Origin of the sequence: Blautia acetica (assembly GCF_038739805.1) — a bacterium.
Classification (GTDB): Bacteria; Bacillota; Clostridia; order Lachnospirales; family Lachnospiraceae; genus Blautia.
The window spans coordinates 82098-107047 of the sequence record NZ_JBBEWO010000008.1; the positions used below are offsets into that span (position 1 = coordinate 82098).

General features: G+C 44.8%; 25 protein-coding genes. 20 read left to right on the plus strand and 5 right to left on the minus strand.

The window, feature by feature from the left end:
* Positions 1-56: 56 nt before the first annotated feature.
* From WBS51_RS07475 to WBS51_RS07495, 5 genes are read left to right on the plus strand one after another with little or no spacing between them, the layout of a single operon-like run.
* Positions 57-1130: a carbamoyl phosphate synthase small subunit gene (locus WBS51_RS07475; RefSeq protein ID WP_173747867.1), complete on the plus strand. Its 1074-nt coding sequence runs from the start codon at positions 57-59 to the stop codon at positions 1128-1130.
* Positions 1130-4327, plus strand: a complete 3198-nt coding sequence (carB, locus tag WBS51_RS07480) for a carbamoyl-phosphate synthase large subunit (protein ID WP_173747865.1) — start codon at positions 1130-1132, stop codon at positions 4325-4327. Before WBS51_RS07475 ends, carB begins: the two co-directional genes overlap by 1 nt.
* 11 nt (positions 4328-4338) lie before the next feature.
* Positions 4339-5211, plus strand: a complete 873-nt coding sequence (locus WBS51_RS07485; protein WP_173747863.1) for an undecaprenyl-diphosphate phosphatase — start codon at positions 4339-4341, stop codon at positions 5209-5211.
* 41 nt (positions 5212-5252) lie between these two features.
* On the plus strand, positions 5253-6038 hold the full coding sequence (locus WBS51_RS07490) for a threonine/serine exporter family protein (protein WP_173747861.1): 786 nt from the start codon (positions 5253-5255) through the stop codon (positions 6036-6038).
* Positions 6035-6505, plus strand: coding sequence for a threonine/serine exporter family protein (locus tag WBS51_RS07495; protein WP_173747859.1), 471 nt, complete (start codon positions 6035-6037; stop codon positions 6503-6505). The genes WBS51_RS07490 and WBS51_RS07495 overlap by 4 nt, the downstream gene beginning before the upstream one ends.
* Positions 6506-6527: 22 nt before the next feature.
* Here WBS51_RS07495 and arcC read toward each other — a convergent pair whose 3' ends face one another.
* Together arcC and WBS51_RS07505 are read right to left on the minus strand one after the other, a co-directional pair.
* Positions 6528-7460 (minus strand): carbamate kinase, encoded by a 933-nt coding sequence (gene arcC / locus WBS51_RS07500; RefSeq protein WP_173747857.1) that lies wholly within the window; start codon positions 7458-7460, stop codon positions 6528-6530.
* A 233-nt stretch (positions 7461-7693) separates the two neighbouring features.
* Positions 7694-8725 carry a M42 family metallopeptidase gene (locus WBS51_RS07505; protein ID WP_173747855.1) on the minus strand — a complete coding sequence of 344 codons (1032 nt, stop codon included), beginning with the start codon at positions 8723-8725 and terminating at the stop codon, positions 7694-7696.
* A 137-nt stretch (positions 8726-8862) separates the two neighbouring features.
* On the opposite strand from WBS51_RS07505, the gene WBS51_RS07510 reads away from it, so the two are divergent.
* The 8 genes from WBS51_RS07510 to WBS51_RS07545 all read left to right on the plus strand — a co-directional run bounded on the left by WBS51_RS07510 (position 8863) and on the right by WBS51_RS07545 (position 16242).
* Positions 8863-9411 carry a GNAT family N-acetyltransferase gene (locus WBS51_RS07510; protein ID WP_173747852.1) on the plus strand — a complete coding sequence of 183 codons (549 nt, stop codon included), beginning with the start codon at positions 8863-8865 and terminating at the stop codon, positions 9409-9411.
* Positions 9412-9481: 70 nt separating this feature from the next.
* Positions 9482-10645 (plus strand): FprA family A-type flavoprotein, encoded by a 1164-nt coding sequence (locus tag WBS51_RS07515; protein WP_173747850.1) that lies wholly within the window; start codon positions 9482-9484, stop codon positions 10643-10645.
* Positions 10646-10684: 39 nt separating this feature from the next.
* On the plus strand, positions 10685-11134 hold the full coding sequence (gene nrdR, locus WBS51_RS07520; protein WP_173747848.1) for a transcriptional regulator NrdR: 450 nt from the start codon (positions 10685-10687) through the stop codon (positions 11132-11134).
* 214 nt (positions 11135-11348) lie between these two features.
* On the plus strand, positions 11349-12923 hold the full coding sequence (locus tag WBS51_RS07525; RefSeq protein WP_173747846.1) for an ABC transporter substrate-binding protein: 1575 nt from the start codon (positions 11349-11351) through the stop codon (positions 12921-12923).
* A 38-nt stretch (positions 12924-12961) separates the two neighbouring features.
* Positions 12962-13906 (plus strand): ABC transporter permease, encoded by a 945-nt coding sequence (locus WBS51_RS07530; protein WP_294459610.1) that lies wholly within the window; start codon positions 12962-12964, stop codon positions 13904-13906.
* Between the two features lie 11 nt (positions 13907-13917).
* Positions 13918-14724, plus strand: a complete 807-nt coding sequence (locus WBS51_RS07535) for an ABC transporter permease (protein ID WP_294459608.1) — start codon at positions 13918-13920, stop codon at positions 14722-14724.
* A gap of 1 nt (position 14725) precedes the next feature.
* A complete protein-coding gene (locus WBS51_RS07540; protein ID WP_294459606.1) occupies positions 14726-15547 on the plus strand; it encodes an ABC transporter ATP-binding protein in 822 nt (273 codons plus the stop codon).
* Positions 15544-16242 carry an ABC transporter ATP-binding protein gene (locus WBS51_RS07545; RefSeq protein ID WP_294459604.1) on the plus strand — a complete coding sequence of 233 codons (699 nt, stop codon included), beginning with the start codon at positions 15544-15546 and terminating at the stop codon, positions 16240-16242. Before WBS51_RS07540 ends, WBS51_RS07545 begins: the two co-directional genes overlap by 4 nt.
* A gap of 99 nt (positions 16243-16341) precedes the next feature.
* Here the strand turns inward: WBS51_RS07545 and WBS51_RS07550 are convergent, their stop codons facing one another.
* Together WBS51_RS07550 and mnmL are read right to left on the minus strand one after the other, a co-directional pair.
* Positions 16342-16854: a DUF4364 family protein gene (locus tag WBS51_RS07550; protein ID WP_173747836.1), complete on the minus strand. Its 513-nt coding sequence runs from the start codon at positions 16852-16854 to the stop codon at positions 16342-16344.
* A 3-nt stretch (positions 16855-16857) separates the two neighbouring features.
* Positions 16858-17787 carry a tRNA modification radical SAM protein MnmL/YtqA gene (gene mnmL / locus WBS51_RS07555; protein WP_294459599.1) on the minus strand — a complete coding sequence of 310 codons (930 nt, stop codon included), beginning with the start codon at positions 17785-17787 and terminating at the stop codon, positions 16858-16860.
* Positions 17788-17924: 137 nt separating this feature from the next.
* Between mnmL and WBS51_RS07560 the strand changes: the two genes are divergently transcribed.
* The 7 genes from WBS51_RS07560 (at position 17925) to WBS51_RS07590 (ending at position 24260) form a co-directional block, all read left to right on the plus strand.
* Positions 17925-18506 (plus strand): DUF4317 family protein, encoded by a 582-nt coding sequence (locus tag WBS51_RS07560; RefSeq protein WP_294459598.1) that lies wholly within the window; start codon positions 17925-17927, stop codon positions 18504-18506.
* A 21-nt stretch (positions 18507-18527) separates the two neighbouring features.
* Positions 18528-19172 carry a transporter substrate-binding domain-containing protein gene (locus WBS51_RS07565; RefSeq protein WP_302702878.1) on the plus strand — a complete coding sequence of 215 codons (645 nt, stop codon included), beginning with the start codon at positions 18528-18530 and terminating at the stop codon, positions 19170-19172.
* Between the two features lie 176 nt (positions 19173-19348).
* Positions 19349-19966 carry a DUF4867 family protein gene (locus WBS51_RS07570; protein WP_291681473.1) on the plus strand — a complete coding sequence of 206 codons (618 nt, stop codon included), beginning with the start codon at positions 19349-19351 and terminating at the stop codon, positions 19964-19966.
* 34 nt (positions 19967-20000) lie between these two features.
* Complete coding sequence (locus WBS51_RS07575) at positions 20001-21479, plus strand: L-fucose/L-arabinose isomerase family protein (RefSeq protein ID WP_173747830.1); 1479 nt, start codon at positions 20001-20003, stop codon at positions 21477-21479.
* 12 nt (positions 21480-21491) lie between these two features.
* The gene (gene xylB, locus WBS51_RS07580) at positions 21492-22961 is read left to right on the plus strand and encodes a xylulokinase (protein ID WP_173747828.1); all 1470 of its coding nucleotides are present in this window, start codon (positions 21492-21494) and stop codon (positions 22959-22961) included.
* 95 nt (positions 22962-23056) lie between these two features.
* The gene (locus WBS51_RS07585; protein ID WP_294459594.1) at positions 23057-23779 is read left to right on the plus strand and encodes a phosphatase; all 723 of its coding nucleotides are present in this window, start codon (positions 23057-23059) and stop codon (positions 23777-23779) included.
* A gap of 187 nt (positions 23780-23966) precedes the next feature.
* Positions 23967-24260, plus strand: a complete 294-nt coding sequence (locus WBS51_RS07590) for a YerC/YecD family TrpR-related protein (RefSeq protein ID WP_173747823.1) — start codon at positions 23967-23969, stop codon at positions 24258-24260.
* 43 nt (positions 24261-24303) lie between these two features.
* On the opposite strand, the gene WBS51_RS07595 is transcribed toward WBS51_RS07590, so the two are convergent.
* A complete protein-coding gene (locus WBS51_RS07595; RefSeq protein WP_173747821.1) occupies positions 24304-24918 on the minus strand; it encodes a DUF1836 domain-containing protein in 615 nt (204 codons plus the stop codon).
* Between the last annotated feature and the right edge of the window lie 32 nt (positions 24919-24950).

Genomic DNA, 24950 nt, shown 5'->3' on the forward strand with positions numbered 1-24950 from the left:
TACAATTTGGGGAATTTTAAGGCTTTATGCCATCAGAAAGGAAGACAGGTGAGAGAATGAAAGCATTTTTGATACTGGAAGACGGTACCGTCTTTGAAGGAACCAGCATTGGCTCTACAAAGGAAGTCATCAGTGAGATTGTCTTTAATACTTCTATGACAGGTTATCTGGAGGTTTTGACAGACCCTTCTTATGCCGGACAGGCAGTCTGCATGACGTATCCTTTGATTGGAAATTATGGCATTTGCCATGAAGACCAGGAATCTTTAAGACCTTGGCCGGACGGCTACATTGTAAGGGAGTTATCCCGTATTCCAAGTAATTTCAGAAGTGAAGATACCATTCAGAACTTTTTAAAGAAATATGATATACCGGGAATCGCAGGTGTGGATACCAGAGCCCTGACCAGAATTCTGAGAGAAAAGGGAACTATGAACGGTATGATTACCACAAATGCGGCCTATAATTTAGAAGAAATCCTTCCGCGCCTGAAAGCGTATACTACAGGAAAGGTTGTGGAAAAGGTAACCTGCACAGAATCCCATGTACTGGAGGGCAGCGGCAAAAAAGTGGCTTTGCTGGACTTTGGTGCAAAGGACAACATTGCCCAGTCTTTAAATGAAAGAGGCTGTCAGGTAACGGTTTATCCTGCCTTTACTTCAGCAGAAACCATTTTAAATTCCAATCCGGACGGCATTATGCTGTCAAATGGTCCCGGGGACCCGAAGGAATGTACTTCTATTATAGAAGAAGTAAAGAAACTGTATGCGTCAGAGGTGCCGATTTTTGCTATCTGTCTGGGACACCAGCTGATGGCCCTGGCTACAGGAGCGGATACAAAGAAAATGAAATATGGACACAGAGGCGGCAATCACCCGGTAAAAGATTTGGAAACCGGAAGAGTTTATATTTCTTCCCAGAATCATGGTTATGTAGTGGATACAGAAACCTTAAATCCGGACATTGCAGTTCCGGCCTTTGAAAATGTCAACGATAAGACAAATGAAGGACTGAAATACACCGGAAAAAATATATTCACTGTGCAGTTTCATCCGGAAGCATGCCCGGGACCACAGGACTCCGGTTATTTGTTTGACAGATTCTTAAAAATGATGGAGGTGAACCGATAATGCCAAAGAACCCGGAAATTAAAAAAGTATTGATGCTGGGCTCAGGCCCTATTGTCATTGGACAGGCGGCAGAATTTGACTATGCAGGTACACAGGCCTGCCGTTCTCTGAAAGAAGAGGGGGTTGAAGTTGTACTGTTAAACTCCAACCCGGCAACCATTATGACAGATAAGGACATTGCAGATAAGGTCTACATTGAACCTTTGACTGTAGAAGTAGTAGAACAGCTGATTCTCAAGGAAAAACCGGACAGCGTTCTGCCTACACTGGGCGGACAGGCAGGTCTGAATCTGGCTATGGAACTGGAAGAGCGCGGATTTCTGAAAGAACATAACGTGCGCCTTATTGGAACAACCTCAGAAACCATTAAGAAAGCAGAAGACCGTCAGGAATTTAAAGATACCATGGAGAAAATCGGTGAGCCAATCGCTGCTTCTTTAGTGGTAAGAAACGTGGAAGACGGTATTGCCTTCAGCAATAAAATCGGCTATCCGGTGGTGTTGCGTCCGGCTTACACGCTTGGAGGAAGCGGCGGCGGTATTGCCAACAACGAAGAAGAGCTGGTAGAGATTCTGGAAAACGGTCTCAGACTTTCCCGTGTAGGAGAAGTTCTGGTGGAGCGCTGCATTGCAGGCTGGAAAGAAATCGAGTACGAAGTTATGCGCGATGGCGCAGGAAACTGTATTACCGTATGCAACATGGAAAACCTGGACCCGGTAGGCGTGCACACAGGCGACAGTATTGTTGTGGCTCCTTCCCAGACACTGGGGGATAAGGAATACCAGATGCTTAGAACCTCTGCGCTTAATATTATTACAGAACTGGGCATTACCGGTGGATGTAACGTGCAGTATGCCTTAAATCCAGACAGTTTTGAATACTGTGTTATCGAGGTAAATCCCCGTGTATCCCGTTCTTCTGCCCTGGCTTCCAAGGCCACAGGCTACCCTATTGCCAAGGTAGCGGCTAAGATTGCTCTGGGTTACACTTTAGACGAAATCAAAAATGCAGTAACAGGAAAGACGTATGCCAGCTTTGAACCTATGCTGGACTACTGTGTGGTAAAGATTCCGAGACTGCCTTTCGATAAATTCATCAGCGCTAAGAGAACACTGACCACCCAGATGAAGGCTACCGGAGAGGTTATGAGTATCTGCAATAACTTTGAGGGCGCTTTGATGAAAGCAATCCGTTCTTTGGAGCAGCATGTAGACAGCCTTATGTCCTATGATTTTACAGGACTTACAGAAGAGGAATTGAGAGAACAGCTTCATATTGTAGACGATATGCGTATCTGGAGAATTGCAGAGGCTGTGCGCCGGGGCATTTCTTACCAGGATATTCATGCAGTGACGAAGATTGACATCTGGTTTATTGATAAAATTGCCATTCTCGTGGAAATGGAGCAGGCATTAAAGAAAGAGGAATTAAGCGAAGACTTATTAAGAGAAGCAAAACGTATGGAATTCCCGGACAACGTCATTGCAAAGCTTACCGGGAAAACAGAGGAAGAAATCAAAGAACTGCGTAAAAAATGGGATATCACAGCCGTATACAAAATGGTAGATACCTGTGCAGCAGAATTTGCAGCAGTGACGCCGTATTATTATTCCGTATACGGTGGGGAAAACGAAGCAGACGGAAAGACAGAGAAGAAGAAAGTTCTGATTCTGGGTTCCGGTCCTATCCGTATCGGTCAGGGTATTGAGTTTGACTTCTGTTCCGTACACTGTACCTGGGCCTTTGCCAAGGAAGGCTACGAGACCATTATCATCAACAATAACCCGGAAACCGTAAGTACAGACTTTGATATTGCAGACAAGCTGTATTTCGAGCCATTGACACCGGAAGACGTGGAAAATGTGGTGAATATTGAGAAACCGGACGGTGCAGTGGTGCAGTTTGGCGGACAGACAGCCATTAAGCTGACAGAAGCCCTGATTAAAATGGGTGTGAAGATTCTGGGAACCTCTGCAGAAAACGTAGACGCGGCAGAGGACAGAGAATTGTTTGACGCTATTTTGGAAGAGTGTCATATTCCAAGACCAAAGGGTCATACCGTATATACAGCCGAAGAAGCGAAAAAGGCAGCCAACGAACTGGGATATCCGGTACTGGTGCGTCCTTCTTATGTACTGGGCGGACAGGGGATGCAGATTGCCATTCATGACAAGGACGTGGAGGAGTACATCGGTATTATCAACCGCATTGCACAGGAACACCCTATCCTGGTTGACAAATATCTCCAGGGAAAAGAAATCGAAGTAGACGCAGTATGCGATGGCGAGGATATTTTGATTCCCGGTATTATGGAGCACATTGAGCGGGCAGGTATCCATTCCGGAGACAGTATTTCCGTATATCCGGCCCGTACTATCAGCGACACCGCAAAGAAAACCATTGAAGAATATACCAGAAGACTGGCCAAATCCCTTCATGTGCTGGGGATGATTAACATTCAGTTTATTGTGTGCAAAGAGGAAGTTTATGTCATCGAGGTAAATCCAAGGTCCAGCCGTACTGTGCCTTATATCAGCAAGGTAACGGGTATTCCCATTGTACCTCTTGCAGCAAAGGTAATTCTGGGACATAAGCTGAAAGATTTGGGATATACACCGGGCTTACAGCCGGAGGCCAGACACTATGCAGTGAAAATGCCGGTATTCTCCTTTGAGAAAATCCGGGGCGCAGACATCAGCCTGGGACCGGAAATGAAGTCTACAGGAGAGTGTCTGGGTATTTCCGAAAGCTTTAATGAAGCTCTGTATAAAGCCTTCTTAGGTGCCGGTATCCACCTTCCGAAGCATAAAAACATGATTATTACAGTAAGGGATGAGGATAAGGGAGATATTATTCCGATTGCCAGACGTTTTGAAGCGCTGGGGTATAAGATTTACGCTACACGCAGCACGGCAAGAGTGTTAAATGACAACGGCGTAAAAGCTATCCGAACCAATAAAATTGAACAGCCTTCTCCAAACCTGATGGATTTGATTCTGGGACATAAGATTGACTTAGTCATTGATACACCGTCTCAGGGTGTGGAGAAAGCAAAAGACGGATTTATTATCCGCAGAAATGCCATTGAAACGGGAGTCAACGTTTTGACAGCTCTGGATACGGCAGAGGCTCTTGTAACCAGTCTGGAAAATACAGACATTGAGAAACTGGAACTCATTGATATTGCCGAAATTTAAAGGAGCAGGGCATGGATTTTATCGAATTATTAAAGGTTATCTTCCTGGGAATCGTAGAAGGTATCACCGAGTGGCTGCCAATCAGCAGCACGGGACATCTGATTCTGGTGGAAGAGTTTGTAAAGCTGGACGTCAGCAAGGCTTTCTGGGAAATGTTTATGGTGGTCATTCAGCTTGGCGCCATTATGGCGGTGGTTGTGCTGTATTGGAATAAGATATGGCCCTTCCAGAATAAAAAGCCGAAACATGAAAATGTAACCAAGATTGAGAAAGCAGCAGGTTTTGTATGCCGTTTTACCAAGATAGACAAAATGGTTATGTGGTTTAAAATTCTGGTTTCCTGTCTTCCTGCCATTATCATAGGACTGCCTTTTGATGATTTTATTGAAGAAAAGTTCAACAACTGGTTTGTTGTGGCTGTTATGCTGATGGTGTATGGTGTACTGTTCCTTCTGGTGGAAGACTACAATGAAAAAAGAACGGTAAAGGTAGATTCCATTGCGGATATTTCCTGGAAGATGGCGCTGTATATCGGTATCTTCCAGGTACTGGCCCTGATACCGGGCACCTCCCGTTCCGGTGCAACGATTATCGGCGGAATCCTTTTGGGCGCTTCCCGTACCGTGGCGGCAGAATACACCTTTTTCCTAGCCATCCCTGTAATGTTTGGGGCAAGTCTTTTAAAGATTGTGAAGTTCGGTCTGGCTTTTTCTGCTCAGGAACTGATTATTTTAGGGGTGGGAACCCTGGTATCTTTTGTGGTTTCCATTCTGGCTATCAAATTCCTGATGGGATATATTAAGAAACATGACTTCCGTGTATTCGGCTGGTATCGTATTGTGCTGGGCGTTGTGGTAATGCTGTATTTTACTATTTTTAAATAGCTGTAATACGGGAAATCCGGTACAGAAGCAGAGGTATCTGTATGAAAAGTTATGATAAAAAAGTATTAGACCTGTCCATGGAGGCAGGTCGTATTCTTCTGGACGCAGGTGCGGAGATTTTTCGTGTGGAAGAGACGATTGAAAGAATTTCCAGGGCCTTTGGCATAGAGAAGTGCAGCCCTTTTGTTATGAGCACGGGAATTTTTCTCACGGCAGAGAATGAAGAGGGGGAGATTTATGCCAGCGTAAAGCATATCCCCATTCAGGGTGCCAAACTCTATCGGGTGGCGGCTGTGAATCAGCTTTCCAGAGAAATTGTGGAAGGAAAGTATACCTTAGAAGAGGCGGAAGAACGTCTGGAGATTATTAAAAATATGCCGGGAAAACGCCCGTTGGTGCGGATTCTTTCGGCAGGGCTGGGTTCCGGCAGCTTCTGTTACCTGTTGGGAGGAAAATTTACGGATATGTTTGCCGCTTTTCTGTCCGGTGTACTTTTATATGCAATTCTGGCCCTTATAGACAAAAGGGAGAAAAAAACTTCAAAAATCGTGGTGAACTGTATTGGCGGTTTTTGTGTTTCTCTTTTTGCAGTGCTTTTTTACCGCCTGGGACTCGGAAATGCGCCTGGAAAAATTCTGGTAGGCTCTGTCATGCCTCTGGTTCCCGGCGTCTCTTTGGTCAATGCAGTCCGGGATTTTGCGGAAGGAAACTATATTGGCGGCGGAGTGCGTTTTTTGGATGCCCTTATGGTGGCTCTGGGAATTTCTCTGGGCGTGGGTCTGATGTATATTTTATACTATCGCTTGACGGGAGGAATTATCTTATGATATGGGAAGGGCTTTTGCAGTTTTTGGCCGCAGGCTTCGGAACCATGGCGTTTTCCGTTTTGTTTTCCGTGCCGAGAGAGCATTATCCCCTGTGCGTCTTCATTGGCGGTGCAGGCTGGTTTATCTGCTGGGGGATGATAAATATTTTTCATACAGGAGCCGTGGAGGCCAATTTTGCAGCAACAGTTTTTATTACCCTGGCTTCCAGAATCGGAAGCACAGTAAAGAAATGTCCGGTAACTCTGTTTCTCATTGCAGGAATTTTTCCTGAGGTGCCGGGAATCGGTATTTACAGAACTATTTATTACAGTATGCTGGACAATCGGGAATTGAGTCTGCACTATGGAAGAGAGACATTGGGAATTGCCATTGCCATGGTGCTGGGCATTATTCTGGTGTTTGAAATTCCCCAGAAGACAATTAACAGAATTTTTGGAAAGAACAGAAAAGCCTGCGGCAGCTCCTAAGCTTTATGCCGCAGGCTTCTTTTTATGCTGTAATAACAGTGCCTGTTTTTTCAAGATATCCTTCTTTTGCTTTTCCAATAGAGGTAATGACAGCTGTGCGTCCCGGTTTTCCTTCTACAAATTCGATGGAAGCCTGAATTTTAGGAAGCATGGTGTTGTCTTCAAAGTGTCCTTCCTCCATGTAAGCCTTCAGTTCGCTGACAGAAACTCTGCCCAGCTGCTTTTCTGTCTCAGAATGATAGTTGACAGAGGCATTTTCCACACTGGTGAGAATCAGAAGCTCGTCCGCGTCCAAAAGGCAGGCAAGTTTGCCGCTGATAAGGTCTTTTTCAATGACTGCGCTGGCTCCAGTCAATTCTTCGTCCTGCTCTAATACAGGAATACCGCCGCCGCCGGCAGCAATGACAATCTGACCTGCGTCAGACAGAGCCTTAATGGCATCTATTTCAATGATTTTTTCCGGCAGGGGTGCTGCCACAATACGCCGGTAGCCATTTTCTGTCTTGGTGACATAGTTGCCTTTCTTTTCTTCGTTTTCCGCTTCTTCTTTTGTCAGAGTTCTTCCGATGACTTTTATCGGTTCGTGGAAGGCATCATCGTAAGGGTCTACGGTTACCTGGGTCAAAATGGTGCTCACTGGTTTGTAGATACCTCTTCTGAGCAGTTCAGCCCTGAGGGCATTCTGAATGTCATATCCAATGTAGCCCTGGCTCATAGCAGAACATACGGACATAGGCACTGCCGTATAAGCCGGATGTACCTTGCCAAATTCATTCATAGCTGTATGTATCATACCGATTTGGGGTGCATTGCTGTGAGTAATTACAATATCCGCACCGGCTTCTACCAGGTCTGCAAGAACCTTTGCTGATGCTTTTACCGCTTCCTTCTGTTCCGGAAGGGTGGTACCCAGTGCTCTGTGGCCTAAAGCGACCACTACTTTTTTTCTGGTCATAATCTGGTCCCTCTTTCTTTCAAATAAAAACTTATAGAAAGATTATATCCATTCCCCGCTGGAAAAGCAATAGAAAAAACCCGATACCGAAGTACCGGGCTTTTTCAACTTGAGGGGGGAGATAGTGAGTGGTTTATCAACTATCCAAAACCTATTATAAGGAGAAAATGTTAGTAAAATATGTCTGTTTTATAAAAAAAGTGGAAACTTTATTTATAAATTTTAAAACGTATCTATCCCAAATAGGCTTTTAACAGTAAAAAGGTGTTTTTTACACCGTCGATGTGGCTTCTCTCATAACCGTGGGAAGCGTAAACACCGGCGCCGATGAGTCCGTGGCGGACGTCATATCCGGCCCGCAGAGCAGCTTCGGCGTCAGAACCGTAGTGGGGATAGACGTCAACGGCGAAATCCAGATTTTCTTTTCTGGCGGCTTCTATGAGACTGCTGACTAAGTCATAAGTATAAGGGCCGCCGCTGTCCTTGGCGCAGATAGAAACCTGATATTCTTTACATTCCAGTCCTTCACCTACACAGCCCATATCCACGGAAAGCACTTCTGTGACACCTTGGGGAATAGAAGCGGCGCCGCCATGGCCGACCTCTTCGTAAACCGTGAAGTGCTGATAGAGTTTCCGTTCTGTGACAATGTTCTCTTCTTTCAGATAAGCAGCATAGCCAAGCAAAATCGCTGCACTGAGTTTATCGTCCAGGAAACGGCTTTTGATGTAGCCGCTGTTGGTAATGGTTGTCCGGGGGTCAAAGGCTACAATGTCGCCGGTCATGATTCCAAGGGCCTGGGTATCTTCTTTGGTAGTTACCTTTTCGTCCGGCAGCACTTCTACGGTATCAAAGGTTCGTCCTGTCTCGTCGTATTTTCCGTTTACATGGACCGAGGCATCGCAGAGCTGACAGGTGCCTTCATAAACCTTTCCGGAACGGGTGATAATACGGCAGTTTTCCGCCTCCGCATTGTTGGCATTCATACCGCCAAGCGGGGTAAGAGACAGACGGCCGTTTGCTTTAATTTCACGAACCATGGCGCCAAGGGTATCTACATGGGCTTCCAGAAAAACGGCATTTTCGGCGTCCCTGCCCCCAAGGTCTACCAAAACGCCGCCTTTAACGGTTTTCTGAGGCTGGTATCCCAAAGCCTGGTATTCCTTTATGAGATAATCGGTGACTTCTCTGGTGTATCCCGTAGGGCTGTCAATGGACAGCAGAGCTTTTAAGTGTTTCAGAATGATATCTGTATAAGTATTCATGTTCAAACCTCCTGCAATGTTGTAAGTCTATTGTAGAGGGTTTCTTTTACTGCGTCAAGAAGAGGAAGAATTGTATTGACATTTTAAGAGAAGTTTTGTAATATAGTAACAATTTAAGGAAAGAGGAGGAGTGGACTATGCGATACTACAGAAAAATAGCAGGTGAAAAAGTATATTTATCCCCCATGAATGCAGATGATGCAGAACAGTATACCGAGTGGCTGAACCGGCGTGATGTGACAGACAATGTAGGCAATACAGACCTTATGATGACGCTGGAAGGGGAGCGGGCCTGGATTTCCCAGGAGAGAGACCAGTATCAGTTTGCTATTGTAGAGCAGAGTTCCAACCGGCTTTTGGGAAACTGTGGGATTCAGAATATCAACTGGAGGAGAAGATGTGCGGAGATTGGGCTGTTTCTGGGAGAAGAGGAGAGCCGCGGAAAAGGATACGGACGTGAAGTACTGGAACTTTTGCAGGAATATGCGTTTGATGTGCTGAATTTACACAGTCTGTCTCTTCGGGTGTACAGCTTTAATACCCGGGCCATAAAGTGTTACGAAAAAGCAGGATTTTCCCACTGCGGAAGACTGCGGGAGGCTTATTATATCAATGGAATGTATCACGATATGCTTTTTATGGATATTTTAAAGGGTGAATGGCAAAAAAAACAAGAAAAGCGGTAGAAAAATTTTGATTTCCCATATATAATAGATATGATACGGATATATTATAGCCAAGGAGGAATTCAAACCCATGTATGATATGAAAATTTCTGATTCAGTTGTATTTATTGGCGTAAACGACAAGACCATTGATTTATTTGAAAGCCAGTATAAGGTTCCGAAAGGAGTTTCTTATAACTCTTATGTAATTTTAGATGAAAAAGTAGCAGTTATGGATACCGTAGATAAAAGAGCTACAGACCCGTGGCTGGAGAATCTGGACAAGGCTTTGGACGGACGCAGTGTGGACTATCTTGTGATTTCCCACCTGGAGCCGGATCACGCTTCCAACATTCAGCGTCTGGCAGAAAAGTATCCGGAAATGAAGCTGGTAGGAAATGCAAAAATTTTCTCTATGCTGCCGCAGTTCTTTGATTTTGATTTTTCTGAGAGAAAAGTAGTGGTAAAAGAAGGCGATACGTTAAGTCTGGGAAGCCATACCCTGCAGTTCTTTATGGCGCCTATGGTACACTGGCCGGAAGTTATGGTGGAATATGAGCAGTCCGAAAAGATTCTTTTCTCTGCAGACGGCTTTGGAAAGTTTGGCGCATTGGACGAAGAAGAGGACTGGACAGACGAAGCCAGAAGATATTTTATCAATATTGTAGGAAAATACGGTGTGCAGGTACAGAACTTATTAAAGAAAGCGGCAACTTTGGATATTCAGACTATCTGCCCGCTGCACGGACCGATTTTAAAAGAAAATCTGGGATTTTATATTGACAAATATCTGACTTGGAGCAGCTATGAACCGGAAGAAGACGGTGTTGTCATTGCGTATGCTTCTATTCACGGAAATACGGCAAAGGCAGCAGAAAAAATGGCTGAAATCCTGACCGATAAGGGGGAAAAGGCAGTAAGACTGTTTGATTTATCAAGAGATGATATGTCAGAAGCTGTTTCCTGCGCATTCCGTTATGACAAGCTGGTGGTTATGGCACCGACTTATGACGGTGCACTTTTCCCTGCCATGGAAGATTTCCTGTACCATCTGAAGGTGAAAACTTACAGAAAGAGAAAAGTGGGAATCGTGGAAAACGGTTCCTGGGCGCCTATGGCTGGTAAACTGATGAGAGCTTATTTGGAAGAGATGAAGGATATGGAAATCTGTGAGCCGGTTGTTTCGGTGAAATCTGTTATGAAGGAAGCAGATGTTCAGAATATGGAAACGCTGGCAGATGCACTTCTTGCTTAGTCACTGCCGGGGATATACAAAAGACAGGAGGGCTTTGTTATGAAGTGTCCGTTTTGCAATCAGGAGAATACAAGAGTCATTGATTCCAGGCCTGTGCCGGATAATAATTCCATCCGCAGACGGCGTCAGTGTGATGAATGTGGAAAGCGTTTCACTACTTATGAAAAGATTGAAACCATTCCGCTTACGGTTATCAAGAAAGACCAGAGCAGAGAGCAGTATGACCGTATGAAAATACAGGACGGCATTATGCGGGCCTGCTATAAGAGACCCATTTCCGTCAAAACCATTGAAAATCTTATGGACGAAATTGAGACAGAGATTTTCAACAAAGAGGAAAAAGAAGTTCCAAGCACACTGATTGGGGAAATTGTTATGGACAAACTCAAAGAATTGGATGCGGTGGCTTATGTTCGTTTTGCGTCTGTGTACAGGGAGTTTAAGGATATTGACACCTTTATGGATGAACTGAAAAAAATGATGAAATAGAATTTTGTGCAAAAGTCCGTAAATACTGGGATGTCCCAGCATTTGCGGACTTTTAACATTTTGCTTATTGTTCTCCCAATTTGAAACAGCTTGTCTGGCAGAAAAGCAAATTCTCTGTGTACCCCAAAAGATACTTGCATTTTCCCCTTACCATGTATAAAATAACCTTGACAATTACATAATGAGAGAACTGATATGTAAAAAGGAGATAGTCATGAAAAAAGTAAAAAGAATACTCATGTTGCTTTTGGTGATGACCCTTACTATTGTACTTGGCGGCTGCCAGGACGAAAAGGATGGGAACAAAGAATCTCAAAAAGACAGCAGTTCTCAGGAAACACAGGGAGAACCGACTATGGGCGGTTCTATAGTAGTAGGGATTCCTCAGGATTTGGAGGATAGTCTTGACCCACACAAATCGGTAGCGGCAGGAACGAAAGAAGTCCTATTCAACATTTATGAAGGTTTGGTAAAACCTGATGAACAGGGAAATTACACAGACGCAGTTGCGCAGTCCCATGAAATTTCAGAAGACGGAAAGGTGTATACCTTTGCTTTGAGACAGAATGTGAAATTTCACGACGGAACTACAGTGACCGCAGAAGATGTAAAATATTCGATTGAACGCTGCGCCGGTATCAGTGAGGGAACAACTCCGCTGGTAGCGGCGTTTTCTAATGTGGAGAAGGTAGAAATACCGGATGCACAGACGGTTGCCATTACATTAAAAGAGCCGGATACAGAATTTTTGGCTTATCTGACAGTGGCGATTGTTCCGCAACATGCAGCGGATTTGGACAAAAATCCGGTGGGAACAGGTCCGTTCCGGTATGTATCACGCTCTCCTCAGGAAAATATTGTAATAGAGAAATTTACAGATTACTGGGACAGCGAGCACCAGGCTTATCTGGACAAGGTAACCTTTAAAATTGCCGGAGACAGCAATGCCATTGTAACTGGATTAAAGAGCGGTTCCATAGATATGTATCCCAGAATCAATTCCACTCAGTCGGCTCAGCTTGCAGAGGATGAAGATTTGACCATTTATGAGGGAGGCATGAACCTGATTCAGGCGCTGTATTTGAACAATAAGGAAAAACCCTTTGATGATGTGAAGGTGCGTCAGGCTCTGTGCTATGCAGTCAACCGTCAGGAAGTGCTGGACATGATGGCAGACGGCAAAGGAACCATTATCGGCAGCAGTATGTTTCCTGCTTTTGAAAAGTACTATATGCCGGAATTGGCAGATAAATATCCGCAGGATATTGAGAAGGCAAAGCAGCTTTTAAAAGAGGCGGGTTATCCCGACGGATTTGAGATGACCATTACAGTACCAAACAACTATCAGCAGCATATTGACACGGCTCAGGTGCTGGCAGAGCAGTTAAAGCAGGTGGGCATTGACGCGCAGATTCAGCTGATAGAATGGGACAGCTGGCTCAGTGATGTGTATGCAGACCGAAAATTCCAGTCTACGGTTGTGGGAATTGACGCAGCTTATTTAAGCGGCAGAGCTCTTTTAGAGCGTTTTACCTCACAGGCAGGAACCAATTTTATCAATTACAGTAATCCGGAGTACGACAAGCTGTATGAGCAGGTGAAGAAGAGTACCAATGAGCAGGAACAAATAGAGCTGTATAAGAAAATGGAGACACTGTTAAGCGATGATGCAGCCAATGTCTATATTCAGGACATGGCGTCAGAAGTGGTACTGCGAAAGGACTACGGCGGCTATGTATTCTATCCGCTGTATGTGCTGGATATGGCAAAAATTTATAAAATCAAATAAGAATTAGAAAGAACAGGAGAAAAGGAGAAAGACAGAATATGAAATATGTGATTAAAAAAACAGGAACTCTCATTATAACGTTGTTGATTGTCTCATTCTTGTCTTTTTTTGCTTTCTCTGTAATTCCGGGAGACGCGGCAAGGTCAAAGCTGGGGACAGAAGCCACAGAGGAACAGGTAGAGGCCCTGCAAAAGGAAATGGGGCTGGATAAACCCATAGTGGTGCAGTATGGTATCTGGCTGAAAAATTTTGTGACAGGAGACATGGGAGAGTCCTACAGCTATTCCATGCCCGTGGCCCAGATGCTGAAGGAAAAAATTCCGGTGACCATAGCCATTACTCTGATGGCGTTTCTCATGATTCTGGCGCTGTCTGTGCCTTTGGGAATTTTTACGGCACAGCACGAGGGCGGCTGGCTGGACAGGATACTGATGGTTTTGAATCAGGTGGTCATGTCGGTGCCGGGATTTTTGCTGGGAATTGTTATCACCTATGTTTTCGGACTGGTGTTGAAGTGGTTTACACCCGGGGCTTATGTGGCGGCTTCGGAAGATTTTGCAGGGTTTCTGGGGTATCTCATAGCCCCCTGCGTGGCCATAGCCCTGCCCAGGTGTGCCATGGGTGTGAAAATGCTGCGAAGTTCTGTCATTTCTCAGATGGAAGCGGACTATGTGCGGACAGCTCTGGCCAGAGGAAATACGAAAAACAGAGTGATGTATCATCATGTTTTAAAAAATGCCCTGATTCCGGTGCTGACCTTCTGGGGCATGACCATTGCGGATATCATTGCAAACAGTATGATTATCGAGCAGGTTTTCACGATTCCGGGAATGGGAAGTTTGCTGATTTCCTCCATTTCCAATCGGGACTATCCGGTAGTACTGGGCATTATTGTACTGATTGCGGCTTTGGTGGTTGTGATTAACTTTATTGTGGATTTGCTGTACAGCAGGATTGACCCGCGTATCAGAATCCGGGAGTAAGGGGTGGAAAGATGAAGAAAAAACAGAAAAATTACAATTTGATTCTGGGGATTTTCATTGCCCTTTTTATGCTGCTGTTTCTTTTGGCGGGACTTTTTTATACGCCTTACGACCCGGACGCCATGAATGGGGCGACCAAGTTTGCAGCTCCCGGTGCAGAGCACCTGTTTGGGTGCGACCACTTCGGAAGGGATATATTAAGCCGGGTGATGAAAGGAACAGGAACAACTTTTTTTGTAGCAGTGTCCACAGTCGTGTTGGGCGGCGGAATCGGAATTCTGGTGGGAGCTTTTACCGGGTATTTCGGCGGCTGGGTAGATGAAGTGCTCATGCGGTTTAACGACGTGGTTTTTTCCTTTCCCCATATTCTGCTGGCTCTGGTGTTCATCGGAGTTTTGGGACCGGGTAAATACAATGTGATACTGGCACTTTCTGTTGTCTTTATTCCCAGCTTTGCCAGAATTACCAGAGGTGAATTTCTGGCTCAGAAGGAAATGGATTATGTGAAAAGCGCCCGTCTTATGGGGGTTTCCCATCTGCGGATTATGTTTGTGCACATTTTTCCAAATACACTGCCGTCCGTGCTTTCCATGGCTGCCATTGGTTTTAACAATGCGGTGCTGGCAGAGGCGGGTATGAGTTATCTGGGAATCGGTGTACAGCCTCCGGATGCCTCTCTTGGAAGAATGTTGTCAGAATCCCAGACGTATCTTATGAGCGCTCCATGGTGCGCCATTTTTCCGGGGCTTTGTATTTTGCTGCTGGCTCTTGGATTTTCTCTTTTAAGTGATGGACTTTTAAAGAAAGGCGGGAAATAATATGAGCTTGTTGGAAATCAGACATCTGCAGCTGAAATTTTACGATACACAGCCCCCTCTGGAGGTGGTAAAAGATATTTCTTTTGCCATGAAGGAGGGAGAAATACTGGGCATTGTAGGAGAATCCGGTTCCGGGAAAACCCAGACCGCCCTGTCGGTTCTGGGACTGCTGAAAAAGCATGAGGAAATTTCTGCGGGCGAAATTCTCTTTGAGGGGAAAAATCTGGCAGAGTTTTCTCAAAAGGAACTGGAAGCTGTCCGGGGAAAAGATATCAGCATGATTTTCCAGGAGCCCATGACGTCTTTAAATCCTGTACTGCCTGTGGGGCAGCAGGTGGAAGAGGGCCTCAGGCTGCATACTTCCTATACAAAAGAGGAATGTAAAAAACGAGCCCTGGACATGCTGCGAGAGGTAGAATTAGCCGAAGTGGAGAATATTTACAACCGTTATCCCCATCAGCTTTCCGGAGGAATGAGACAGAGAATTATGATTGCAGCAGCCCTGGTGACAGAACCCAAACTTCTCATTGCAGACGAACCCACTACGGCATTGGATGTGACCATACAGAGCCAGATTTTGAAACTGCTAAAGAAAATCAATGAAAAACATCACACAGGAATTTTGTTTATATCCCATGATTTGGGTGTGATACGGCGGCTCTGTGACCGGGTGATTGTCATGAATCAGGGAAAAATTGTAGAAATGGGAACCGTGGAGGAGATTTTTCAAGAGCCCCGGCAGGAATATACGAAAAAGCTGTTGGCCGCTGTTCCCACACGGGGAGAATCTCTGCGAAGAAGAAAAGGCGGTGAAGCACAGTGAAAAAGGTACTGGAAGTCAAACAGGTGTCTGTTTCTTATAAGGAAAGCAAAAGCCGGAAAGAAGTGTTAAAAGACATCAGCTTTGAAGTACGGGAAAACGAAATTCTGGGACTGGTAGGAGAGAGCGGCTGTGGGAAATCCACACTGTCTAAGGCAATTTTGGGATTTGTAAAGACAGACGAGGGAGAGATTGTACATCATACAGAACGTCCCCAGATGATTTTTCAGGACCCTTTTTCTTCTCTGAATCCCAGTAAAAGAGTGGAATGGATTTTAGAAGAGCCTCTTCGTATGCAGAAAATACCAAAGGAACAGCGGAAGCAGAAGGTGCTTGCCATGGGAGAAAAGGTAGGGCTTACAACAGAGCAGCTTAGGCGCTATCCACGGGAGTTAAGCGGAGGACAGAGGCAGCGGGTGAGTATTGCTGCCGCGCTGATACAGGGAGCAAAATTTATTATTGCAGATGAGCCGGTATCTGCTCTTGATGTGACTATACAGAAGCAGATTATGGAACTTATGGTGCATCTGCAGGAGGAAATGGGACTGTCCATTCTGTTTATATCCCATGATTTGAACGTGATTTATCAGATGTGTGACCGGGTGATGGTCATGAAGGACGGAAAAATAGAAGAACAGCAGGATACGGAAGACTTATTTGCTCATCCGAAATCTTCCTACACGAAGCTGTTGTTGTAGGGACTGCCCCAGTAAAACGAGGCTGCCCCATGAAATTGCAAGCAGGAATGGATAAAGATTCTTGGTATGCACTTCATGGGGCAGTCTCTGTTTTTACAGTTACAGCAGAAGCTCTATGAGATTTTCGTAGATATCCTGGCTTTTCTCTTTCCAGTTGAGACATACGGCAGAAGCGGCTTCTTCCGTGGGGACGGCAATGGTTAAGTCTACCATGGGGAAGTCTCTTTTTTTCAAACGGCAGCGTACCTGCCAGCCCCCTTCTTCGCCCTTGTAATAATCGGCAATGGCAGACAGTTCTTCCCGCATCTGTATAATGTTTTCCTGAAAGAAAGCAGAAATATCGGCCTTGATACCATCGGAAATCTGGTCTCCGAAGTAGGAGAGGGTCTGTTCTCCCTGCTCGGTAATCTGGAAGTAAGAGGAATTTCGTATGGTTTTTGCCTCTATGAGATTGGAGTCAATGAGTTCCGAAATAGCCTGCTGTAAGTGGAAGTAATTGGTGTATCCTTTGTCCAGCACAAAGCCGGAAATCTGGGCATTGGTCAGGGGAAAGTCCACCTTTTCCAGCATATACAGAATAATCAGTTTATAGAGTGTAAGAGGTTCCGACATTTTTTAATCCTCCTTATATTGTTTTCCCTGATAGGAATTTCTGATTTTACATTCCCGGTGCAGGGTGTTCAGCACAGTCCTTTTTGCGCTGCTCCATAAAGGCGCCAGCAGCAGGTCTTTGGGACCGTCTCCGGTGAGCCGGTGAATGACAATTTCCGGTGAGAGGTGTTCCAGACAGTCTATGAGCAAATCCAGATACTCTTCCATGGAATACACCTGAAATTTCCCTGCCAGATAATCGTCAGCCAAATCTGTGCCCCTAAGCACATGCAGAAGCTGCAGCTTAATTCCCTGGATGTCCATGCGGTTTAAATAGTTCATGGTAGCCAGGATATCGCTCTGTGTTTCATGGGGAAGTCCTAAAATAGTGTGTACGATGACTTCCAGGTTTCGTTCTCTTAAGTTTTTTACAGCTGTATCAAAGCAGGATAAAGGGTAGCCTCTCCGGATGTAGCGGGCTGTTTTCTCGTGAATGGTCTGCAGTCCAAGCTCTACCCACACAGGTTTTATGCGGTTCAGTTCTTCTAAGAGGTTCAGGACATCTTCTCCCAGACAATCCGGACGCGTTCCGATAGAGAGTGCCACTACGTCTGGATGGGAAATGGCTTCTGTATAGACGCTCCGAAGGTATTCCACCGGGGCATAAGTATTGGTGTATGCCTGAAAATAGGCAATAAAGCTGTCTGCGTTTCTCTTTGCCCGAATACTTTTCGTCTGCTTTTCTATCTGCTGGGTGATGGTATCTCTCCGGTCCCCTGCAAAGTCCCCGGAACCGCCAGCACTGCAGAAAATACAGCCGCGGCTGCCCAGAGTGCCGTCCCGGTTGGGGCAGGTCATGCCGCCGTTTAGGGCTACCTTATATACCTTGCCGTGAAAGCGTTCTTTTAGCATAGAATCAAAAGAGTGGTATGGTTTTCCGTTCCAGTTTTTCATTTGCCAGCCTTTCTTCTTACGTTTTCTATATCTATCATACCATTGTGGAAAATCTTTTACAAGTGTGAGAAAATTCAGGATTGTTTTTACTGAGGGGATATATTAAAATGTATAAAACACAGAACAGGAGAAACACTATGCAAATCAATCGAGAAGACATGCTTTTGCTTACCAGGCGCATGACTCCAAAGCGCACGTCCATTACCAGAATCGCCGGGTGTTATGTTGACAGCGAAGGCTTTATAGACGGAACTTTTAATACAGATTTTTTGAAACTTTCTCCAAGCGACAAGGAGAAAAATCTGGCGCTTGCAAAGGCAATTCCTTTTGCAAAGACCAACGAAGGACTAAAGAGAGAAAAATTTTCCGAGAAAGAAATGGGAAAAGAGGGATTATGGCAGCTTCTTTGGGCTATTCGGGACTGCGGACTGAAAAACGACGCTCTGCTGGACCTTTTCTATGAGCGTGTCATAGAGCTGTGCCAATTACCTTACGACTATGCCATTTACCTCTTTCATGACCGCTATGACATTCCGGCTAAGGCCGCGGACCATGAAAGATTGGGAGAATCTGAGCAGACCTTTGAACATCTTATCTGCGCCGTCTGCCCTGTGTCCGGCGATTACGAGCCGGGGAAACCGGTAGGAGGATTTTTGTTCCCGGCCTTTGAGGACGGGGGATGTCTGCTGGAATATATGGATATTTACCGTGCGGATTGACAAATCCTTTCTTTCCGTGGTATGGTGGTCTGGAACAAATATGTGAAAACGGACAAAGCGGGAATGAACGATATGAAAAACCAGAACAATAGAACAAAAGAGAAAAATATATGGAAAAAAGGGACTGTCATCGGACTGCTTTGCGTGCTTTTTGTACAGATGCTGGCAGGCTGTCAGCTTCCGGGAAGTGAGGCAGAGCCGGTGGAAAAGGGGATGCTCAAAGTGGGCATGCATCTGGAAATTCCCTCTATGTGTTATCTGTCGGAAGATACGAATAAGCCGGAGGGATTTGATGTGGAACTGGCAGGCAAGCTGGCGGAAAAAATGGGATTGGAATTGGAAATTGTAGACACCTCAGAGGAAAATCTGCTGAAATCACTGGACGCAGATTTGTATGATTGTGTAATTTCCTCTGTGGGACTTTCAGACTGGAATGAAACCCATTACTCCCACACCTCTCCCTATGCGGACATTTCTTCCGTGAAGGAAAAAACAGGACAGGATACCGAATATACAGAACTTGCGGTGTTTACAAAAAAAGGAAATCCTATGACAAAGAAGCTGGAAGAAAATCTTCAGGAATTAAAGAAAGACGGAACCTTAAAAGAACTTTCCCAGAAATATTTTGAGAAAGATATTACTGTGGCAGCACAGACAAAAGAATAGAGAAAATTTTGTCTTTTCAAGAGGAGAATCATGGAAATATGCCCTATGATTCTCCTGTTTTTTTGTATAAAATTACGACGGATTTTTTCAAAAAACAACTTGATTTTTTGCAGGAGGAATGGTAGCATGAAGATATAGTTTAATGACTAAACTAAGTAAGGAGGTTTCAGTGCGTGATGAATATTTTGAAGGTTACAGACCCGGCCTTTCAAGCGTATGGCAAAGTAGTGGAGGGCATGGATGTATCTGAACTTCTCACAGCTTTAAAGGAAGTTCCACAGCCGGATGATGTGATTTATGTGGCATCGGACAGCAAGCTGGAGGCATGCGGCTGCTGTGAAGAGATTGGCAATAGTCTGTTTGGAGGAATGCCCATACAGATTGGGTACTGCAGCGGCAGCAATTATCTGCTGAATGCAGTGGAGTATCACAGAGACTCTGAAGTGAATGTGGCTCTTACCGATTTGATTCTGATTCTGGGAAAAGAACAGGACATTGAAGAGGATTTTACATACGACACTTCTAAGATGGAGGCCTTTTTCATACCTGCGGGAACTGTGGTGGAAGTCTATGCCACAACACTGCACTATGCGCCGTGCAATGCCCATGAAAACAAGTTCTGCACTGCCGTTGTGCTGCCAAAAGGAACCAATACAGAAGCACCGAAAACCACGGGAAATACACCTGAGGATAAGTTGCTTTTTGCAAGAAACAAATGGCTCATTGCCCATAAAGAGGCAAACATTGAGGGTGCTTTTGAAGGCTTAAAGGGCGAAAATTTATCTATAAAATAAGAGAGAATATGACAAGAATCAGGAGGAAAATACTATGAATTTATCAAATATGCCAGAATTAAAATTAGGAATCGTGGCAGTAAGCCGTGACTGTTTCCCAATGTCTTTATCTGAAAACAGAAGAAAAGCAGTTGTGGAAGCATATAAGAAAAACTTTGGCGGAGAAATCTACGAATGTCCTGTTGTTGTGGAAAGCGAAACCGATATGATGAAGGCTTCTAAGGATTTAAGAGAGGCAGGCTGCAACGCACAGGTAGTTTACCTTGGAAACTTCGGACCGGAAACAGAAGAAACCATGCTGGTAAAAGCATTCCACGGTCCGTCCATGGTAGTTGCAGCAGCAGAAGAAGGCAACCTGGTGCAGGGCAGAGGCGACGCTTACTGCGGTATGTTAAATGCAAGCTACAACTTAAAACTGCGTAACTTAAAAGCATACATTCCGGAATATCCGGTTGGAACTGCTGAAGAAGTAGCAGAAATGATTCATGAATTTGCACCGGTTGCAAGAGCATTAGTTGCGGTAAGAAACTTAAAAATCATCAGCTTTGGTCCTCGTCCGACCAACTTTCTGGCCTGCAATGCGCCTATTAAGAGATTATATGATTTAGGTGTGGAAATCGAAGAAAACTCAGAGTTAGACTTATTTGAAGCATTCAACAAACATGCAGATGACCCGCGTATTCCTGACGTAGTAAAAGAAATGGAAGCAGAGCTTGGTGAAGGCAACATGAAACCGGAAATTCTGCCAAAACTGGCACAGTACGAAATCACTCTTTTAGACTGGGTGGAAGCACACAAAGGCTGCAGAAAATATGTGACACTGACAACCAAATGCTGGCCTGCTTTCCAGACACAGTTTGGCTTTGTTCCATGTTATGTAAATAGCCGTCTGACAGACAGAGGCATTCCGGTTTCCTGCGAAGTAGATATCTGGGGAACTTTAAGCGAATATATCGGTACAGTTATCAGCCAGGATACCGTTACTCTGCTGGATATTAACAATACCGTTCCGGCATATATTTACGATGATGAAATCAAAGGAAAATACAACTATACACAGAAAGATACGTTTATGGGCTTCCACTGCGGAAATACAGCAGCAAGCAAGCTGACAGCATGTTCTATGAAATATCAGATGATTATGGCCAGAACTCTGCCGGAAGAAGTAACACAGGGAACTCTGGAAGGAGATATCATTCCGGGCGACATTACCTTCTATCGTCTCCAGAGCACTGCAGACTGCAAACTTCGCGCTTACATTGCACAGGGTGAGGTTCTGCCTGTAGCAACACAGAGCTTTGGCGGTATCGGTATCTTTGCAATTCCAGAAATGGGACGTTTCTACCGTCATGTACTGGTAGAGAAAAATTATCCGCACCACGGAGCCGTTGCTTTCGGACACTTTGGAAAAGCCCTGTATGAAGTATTCAAATACCTGGGTGTAGAGGTGGAAGAAATCAATTACAATCAGCCGAAGGGAACACTGTATCCGACAGAAAACCCATTTGCATAAAAGGAGAAAAGCATGTTATATATTGGTGTTGATTTAGGAACCTCTGCAGTCAAACTGCTTTTGATGGACGCAGAGGGCAAGATTCAGAAAATTGTTTCCAGAGAATATCCGCTGTCTTTCCCGCACCCCGGCTGGTCCGAACAGAATCCGGAGGACTGGTGGAAGCAGAGTCTTGAGGGAATCAAAGAACTGACAGCAGAGTGCGACAAGAGCCAGGTGGCAGGTATCAGTTTTGGCGGCCAGATGCATGGTCTGGTGATTCTGGATGAAAAGGACGAAGTCATTCGTCCTGCCATCCTCTGGAATGATGGAAGAACCGGAAAAGAAACCGACTATTTGAATCAGGTGATTGGGAAAGAAAAACTGTCCGAGTATACGGCAAACATTGCCTTTGCAGGCTTTACCGCACCGAAAATTCTCTGGGTAAAAGAGCATGAACCTGAAAACTTTCAGAAAATCAAAAAAATCATGCTGCCAAAGGATTATCTGGCGTATAAACTGTCTGGGGTACACTGCAGCGATATGTCCGATGCCTCCGGCATGCTGCTTCTGGATGTGAAGAACCGCTGCTGGTCTAAGGAAATGCTGGATATCTGCGGTATTTCAGAAGAACAGATGCCAGAGCTTTTTGAAAGCTATGAAACCGTAGGCACTCTGAAACCGGAACTGGCAGAGGAACTGGGAATTCCCGCTTCCTGTAAAATCGTGGCAGGGGCCGGAGACAATGCCGCTGCTGCTGTGGGAACAGGAACCGTAGGAGACGGAAGATGCAATATTTCTCTGGGAACCAGCGGAACGATCTTTATTTCCAGCAAGGAGTTTGGCGTAGACCCATACAATGCCCTTCATGCTTTTGCACACGCAGATGGGAACTATCATCTCATGGGCTGTATGTTAAGCGCGGCTTCCTGCAATAAATGGTGGATGGATGAAATTATCGGTACTGCGGACTATGCAGGAGAACAGGCAAAGATTACAAAGTTGGGAGAGAACAAGGTATTTTTCCTGCCGTATCTTATGGGCGAGCGTTCTCCTCACAACAATCCCAATGCCAGGGGAACCTTTATCGGACTTACTATGGACAGTACCAGAGCCGATATGACACAGGCCGTTTTAGAGGGCGTGGCTTTTGCTATCCGGGATTCCTTTGAAGTGGCAAAATCGCTGGGAATTCAGATTGAGAGAACTAAAATCTGCGGCGGCGGGGCAAAGAGTCCGTTGTGGAAAAAGATGATTGCAAACATTCTGAATGTAAAAGTGGATGTCATTGAGTCCGAGGAAGGCCCGGCTCTTGGGGGCGCTATGCTGGCGGCTGTGGCAAACGGAGAGTATACCTCCGTGGAGGAAGCGGCAGAGAAGATTGTAAAAGTCATTGACACCGTGGAACCGGAGCCGGAACTGGCTGCTAAATATGAAGAAAAATATCGGAAATTTGCAAAAATTTATCCGACTGTAAAAGAATTATTTGGAGAAATTATTTAATATACCTGAGACACAAGGGAAAGGACTGCGGAAGTACTGCTTCTGCGGTTCTTTTGTGTTATACTGAACGAAAAAACAGAAAGGAATGATACAAAGTGCGAGATATTTTAGATGTACACACCCATACACTTGCCAGCGGACATGCGTACAACACCATGCGGGAAATGGCAAAGGCAGCTTCTGAGAAGGGACTGGAAATTCTGGGGATTACCGAACACGCAGTGTCCATGCCGGGAACCTGCGGTGCCTTTTATTTTGAAAATCTGAAAATGGTGGAGAGAAGTATGTACGGTGTGGAACTGCTGTTGGGGGCAGAGGTAAACATTATGGATTATGAGGGCCGCGTGGACATGGAAGACAGCACCATGAAGAAAATGGACATGGTGATAGCCAGCCTTCACATTCCCTGTATCAAACCGGGAACCAGAGAAGAAAACACACAGGCCTGCCTGGAAGTCATGAAAAATCCCTATGTCAATATCATAGGACATCCCGATGACGGCAGATATCCCATAGATTATCTGGCCCTGGTGCAGGCAGCGAAGGAGTATGGCGTCCTTTTAGAAGTCAATAACAATTCTCTGGACCCCAGATGTACCCGGCAGGGCGGTGAGGAAAACATCAGAACTATGCTGAAATACTGCCGGGAATATGAAGTGCCCGTGGTAGCAAACAGTGACGCCCATACAGATACTCTGGTAGGTTTTCATAAATATGCATTTGAAATTTTCCGGGATATGAAGTTTCCGGAAGAACTGATTGTAAACAGAAGCGGGGCAGAATTAAAGAAGTATGTTAACAAATACAGGAATTTATAAAATTTTTAGAAAAATTCCTAAAAATATGCCTTTGGATTCTTTACTTTAAAAATTTACTGTGCTAATATATATGTGAGTGATGAAAGGTATAACTGGTAAAGTGCTAATGCACAAAAGGAAGCATGGCACAGCCCTTGGCAGAGGCCTTTCAGGGGTGCATACTACAAATGTAAGGAGAACATGGATTATGAGTAAGAAAATTCATACAGAGGCAGTTGATTCTTTGTTTGACGCTGTTCTGAGTTTAAAGAACAAAGAAGAATGTTATTTATTTTTTGAAGATGTGTGTACAGTAAATGAAATTTTATCTTTATCCCAGCGTTTCGAAGTGGCAAAAATGTTGAAGGAAAAGAGAACTTATCTGGAAATTTCTGAGAAAACAGGTGCATCCACAGCTACCATCAGCCGTGTCAACAGAAGCCTGAACTATGGAAATGACGGATATGATATGGTATTTGAGCGAATTGAAGACGGAAAATAAAATATTCGTGGTACAGTACAAAAAACGGTAGCAGAAATTTCTGTTACCGTTTTTTTGACTTTTCATCAGAAGCAGGCGTCATCTGGTCAATGAGATTTTCGATGACCTGCTTTTTTACATAAACATCAAAACTTAACATGCAGATAAATGCAAATTTCTGTAAAAATTCCTGTTCTGTGGTATCTGCATCCGGAAAGGAAGTTCCGGCCTTCCGGAATTTTCTGGTAATATCTTTTACCAGAGGTTCAATCTGTTCCAGCTCCAGATTCATGATTTCTTCATAGACTTCTGTAAGCTTCAGACTTCCCTCGCCGGGGAAAAACTGTTCTGCCACAGGACCAAGAAGCACCTGAATATCACTGATGGACATAATATTTTTAAAATAATAAATAAATGTCAGCATCAGAATGTGTTCTTTGGAATATTTTTTCTTCACAGGCGGCGGCAGGAGATGGTTCTTGGCATAATTGTTAATCATGGTCTTGGTCAGAACCTTGTCCTCGGGATGACGTTTGGAGGAAGAGAGATGTTCTTCCATGAAAGTAGTCACCTGATCCATATATAAATGAATGCCGGGAATCTCTTCCAGCTTGATGTAATCAATGCGGGAGATACTGGCGAGAATACTGTTTAAAATGTCTTTTGTGTCTATTGTCATATGTTATCACCTCTACTCCTCATTATATAGTT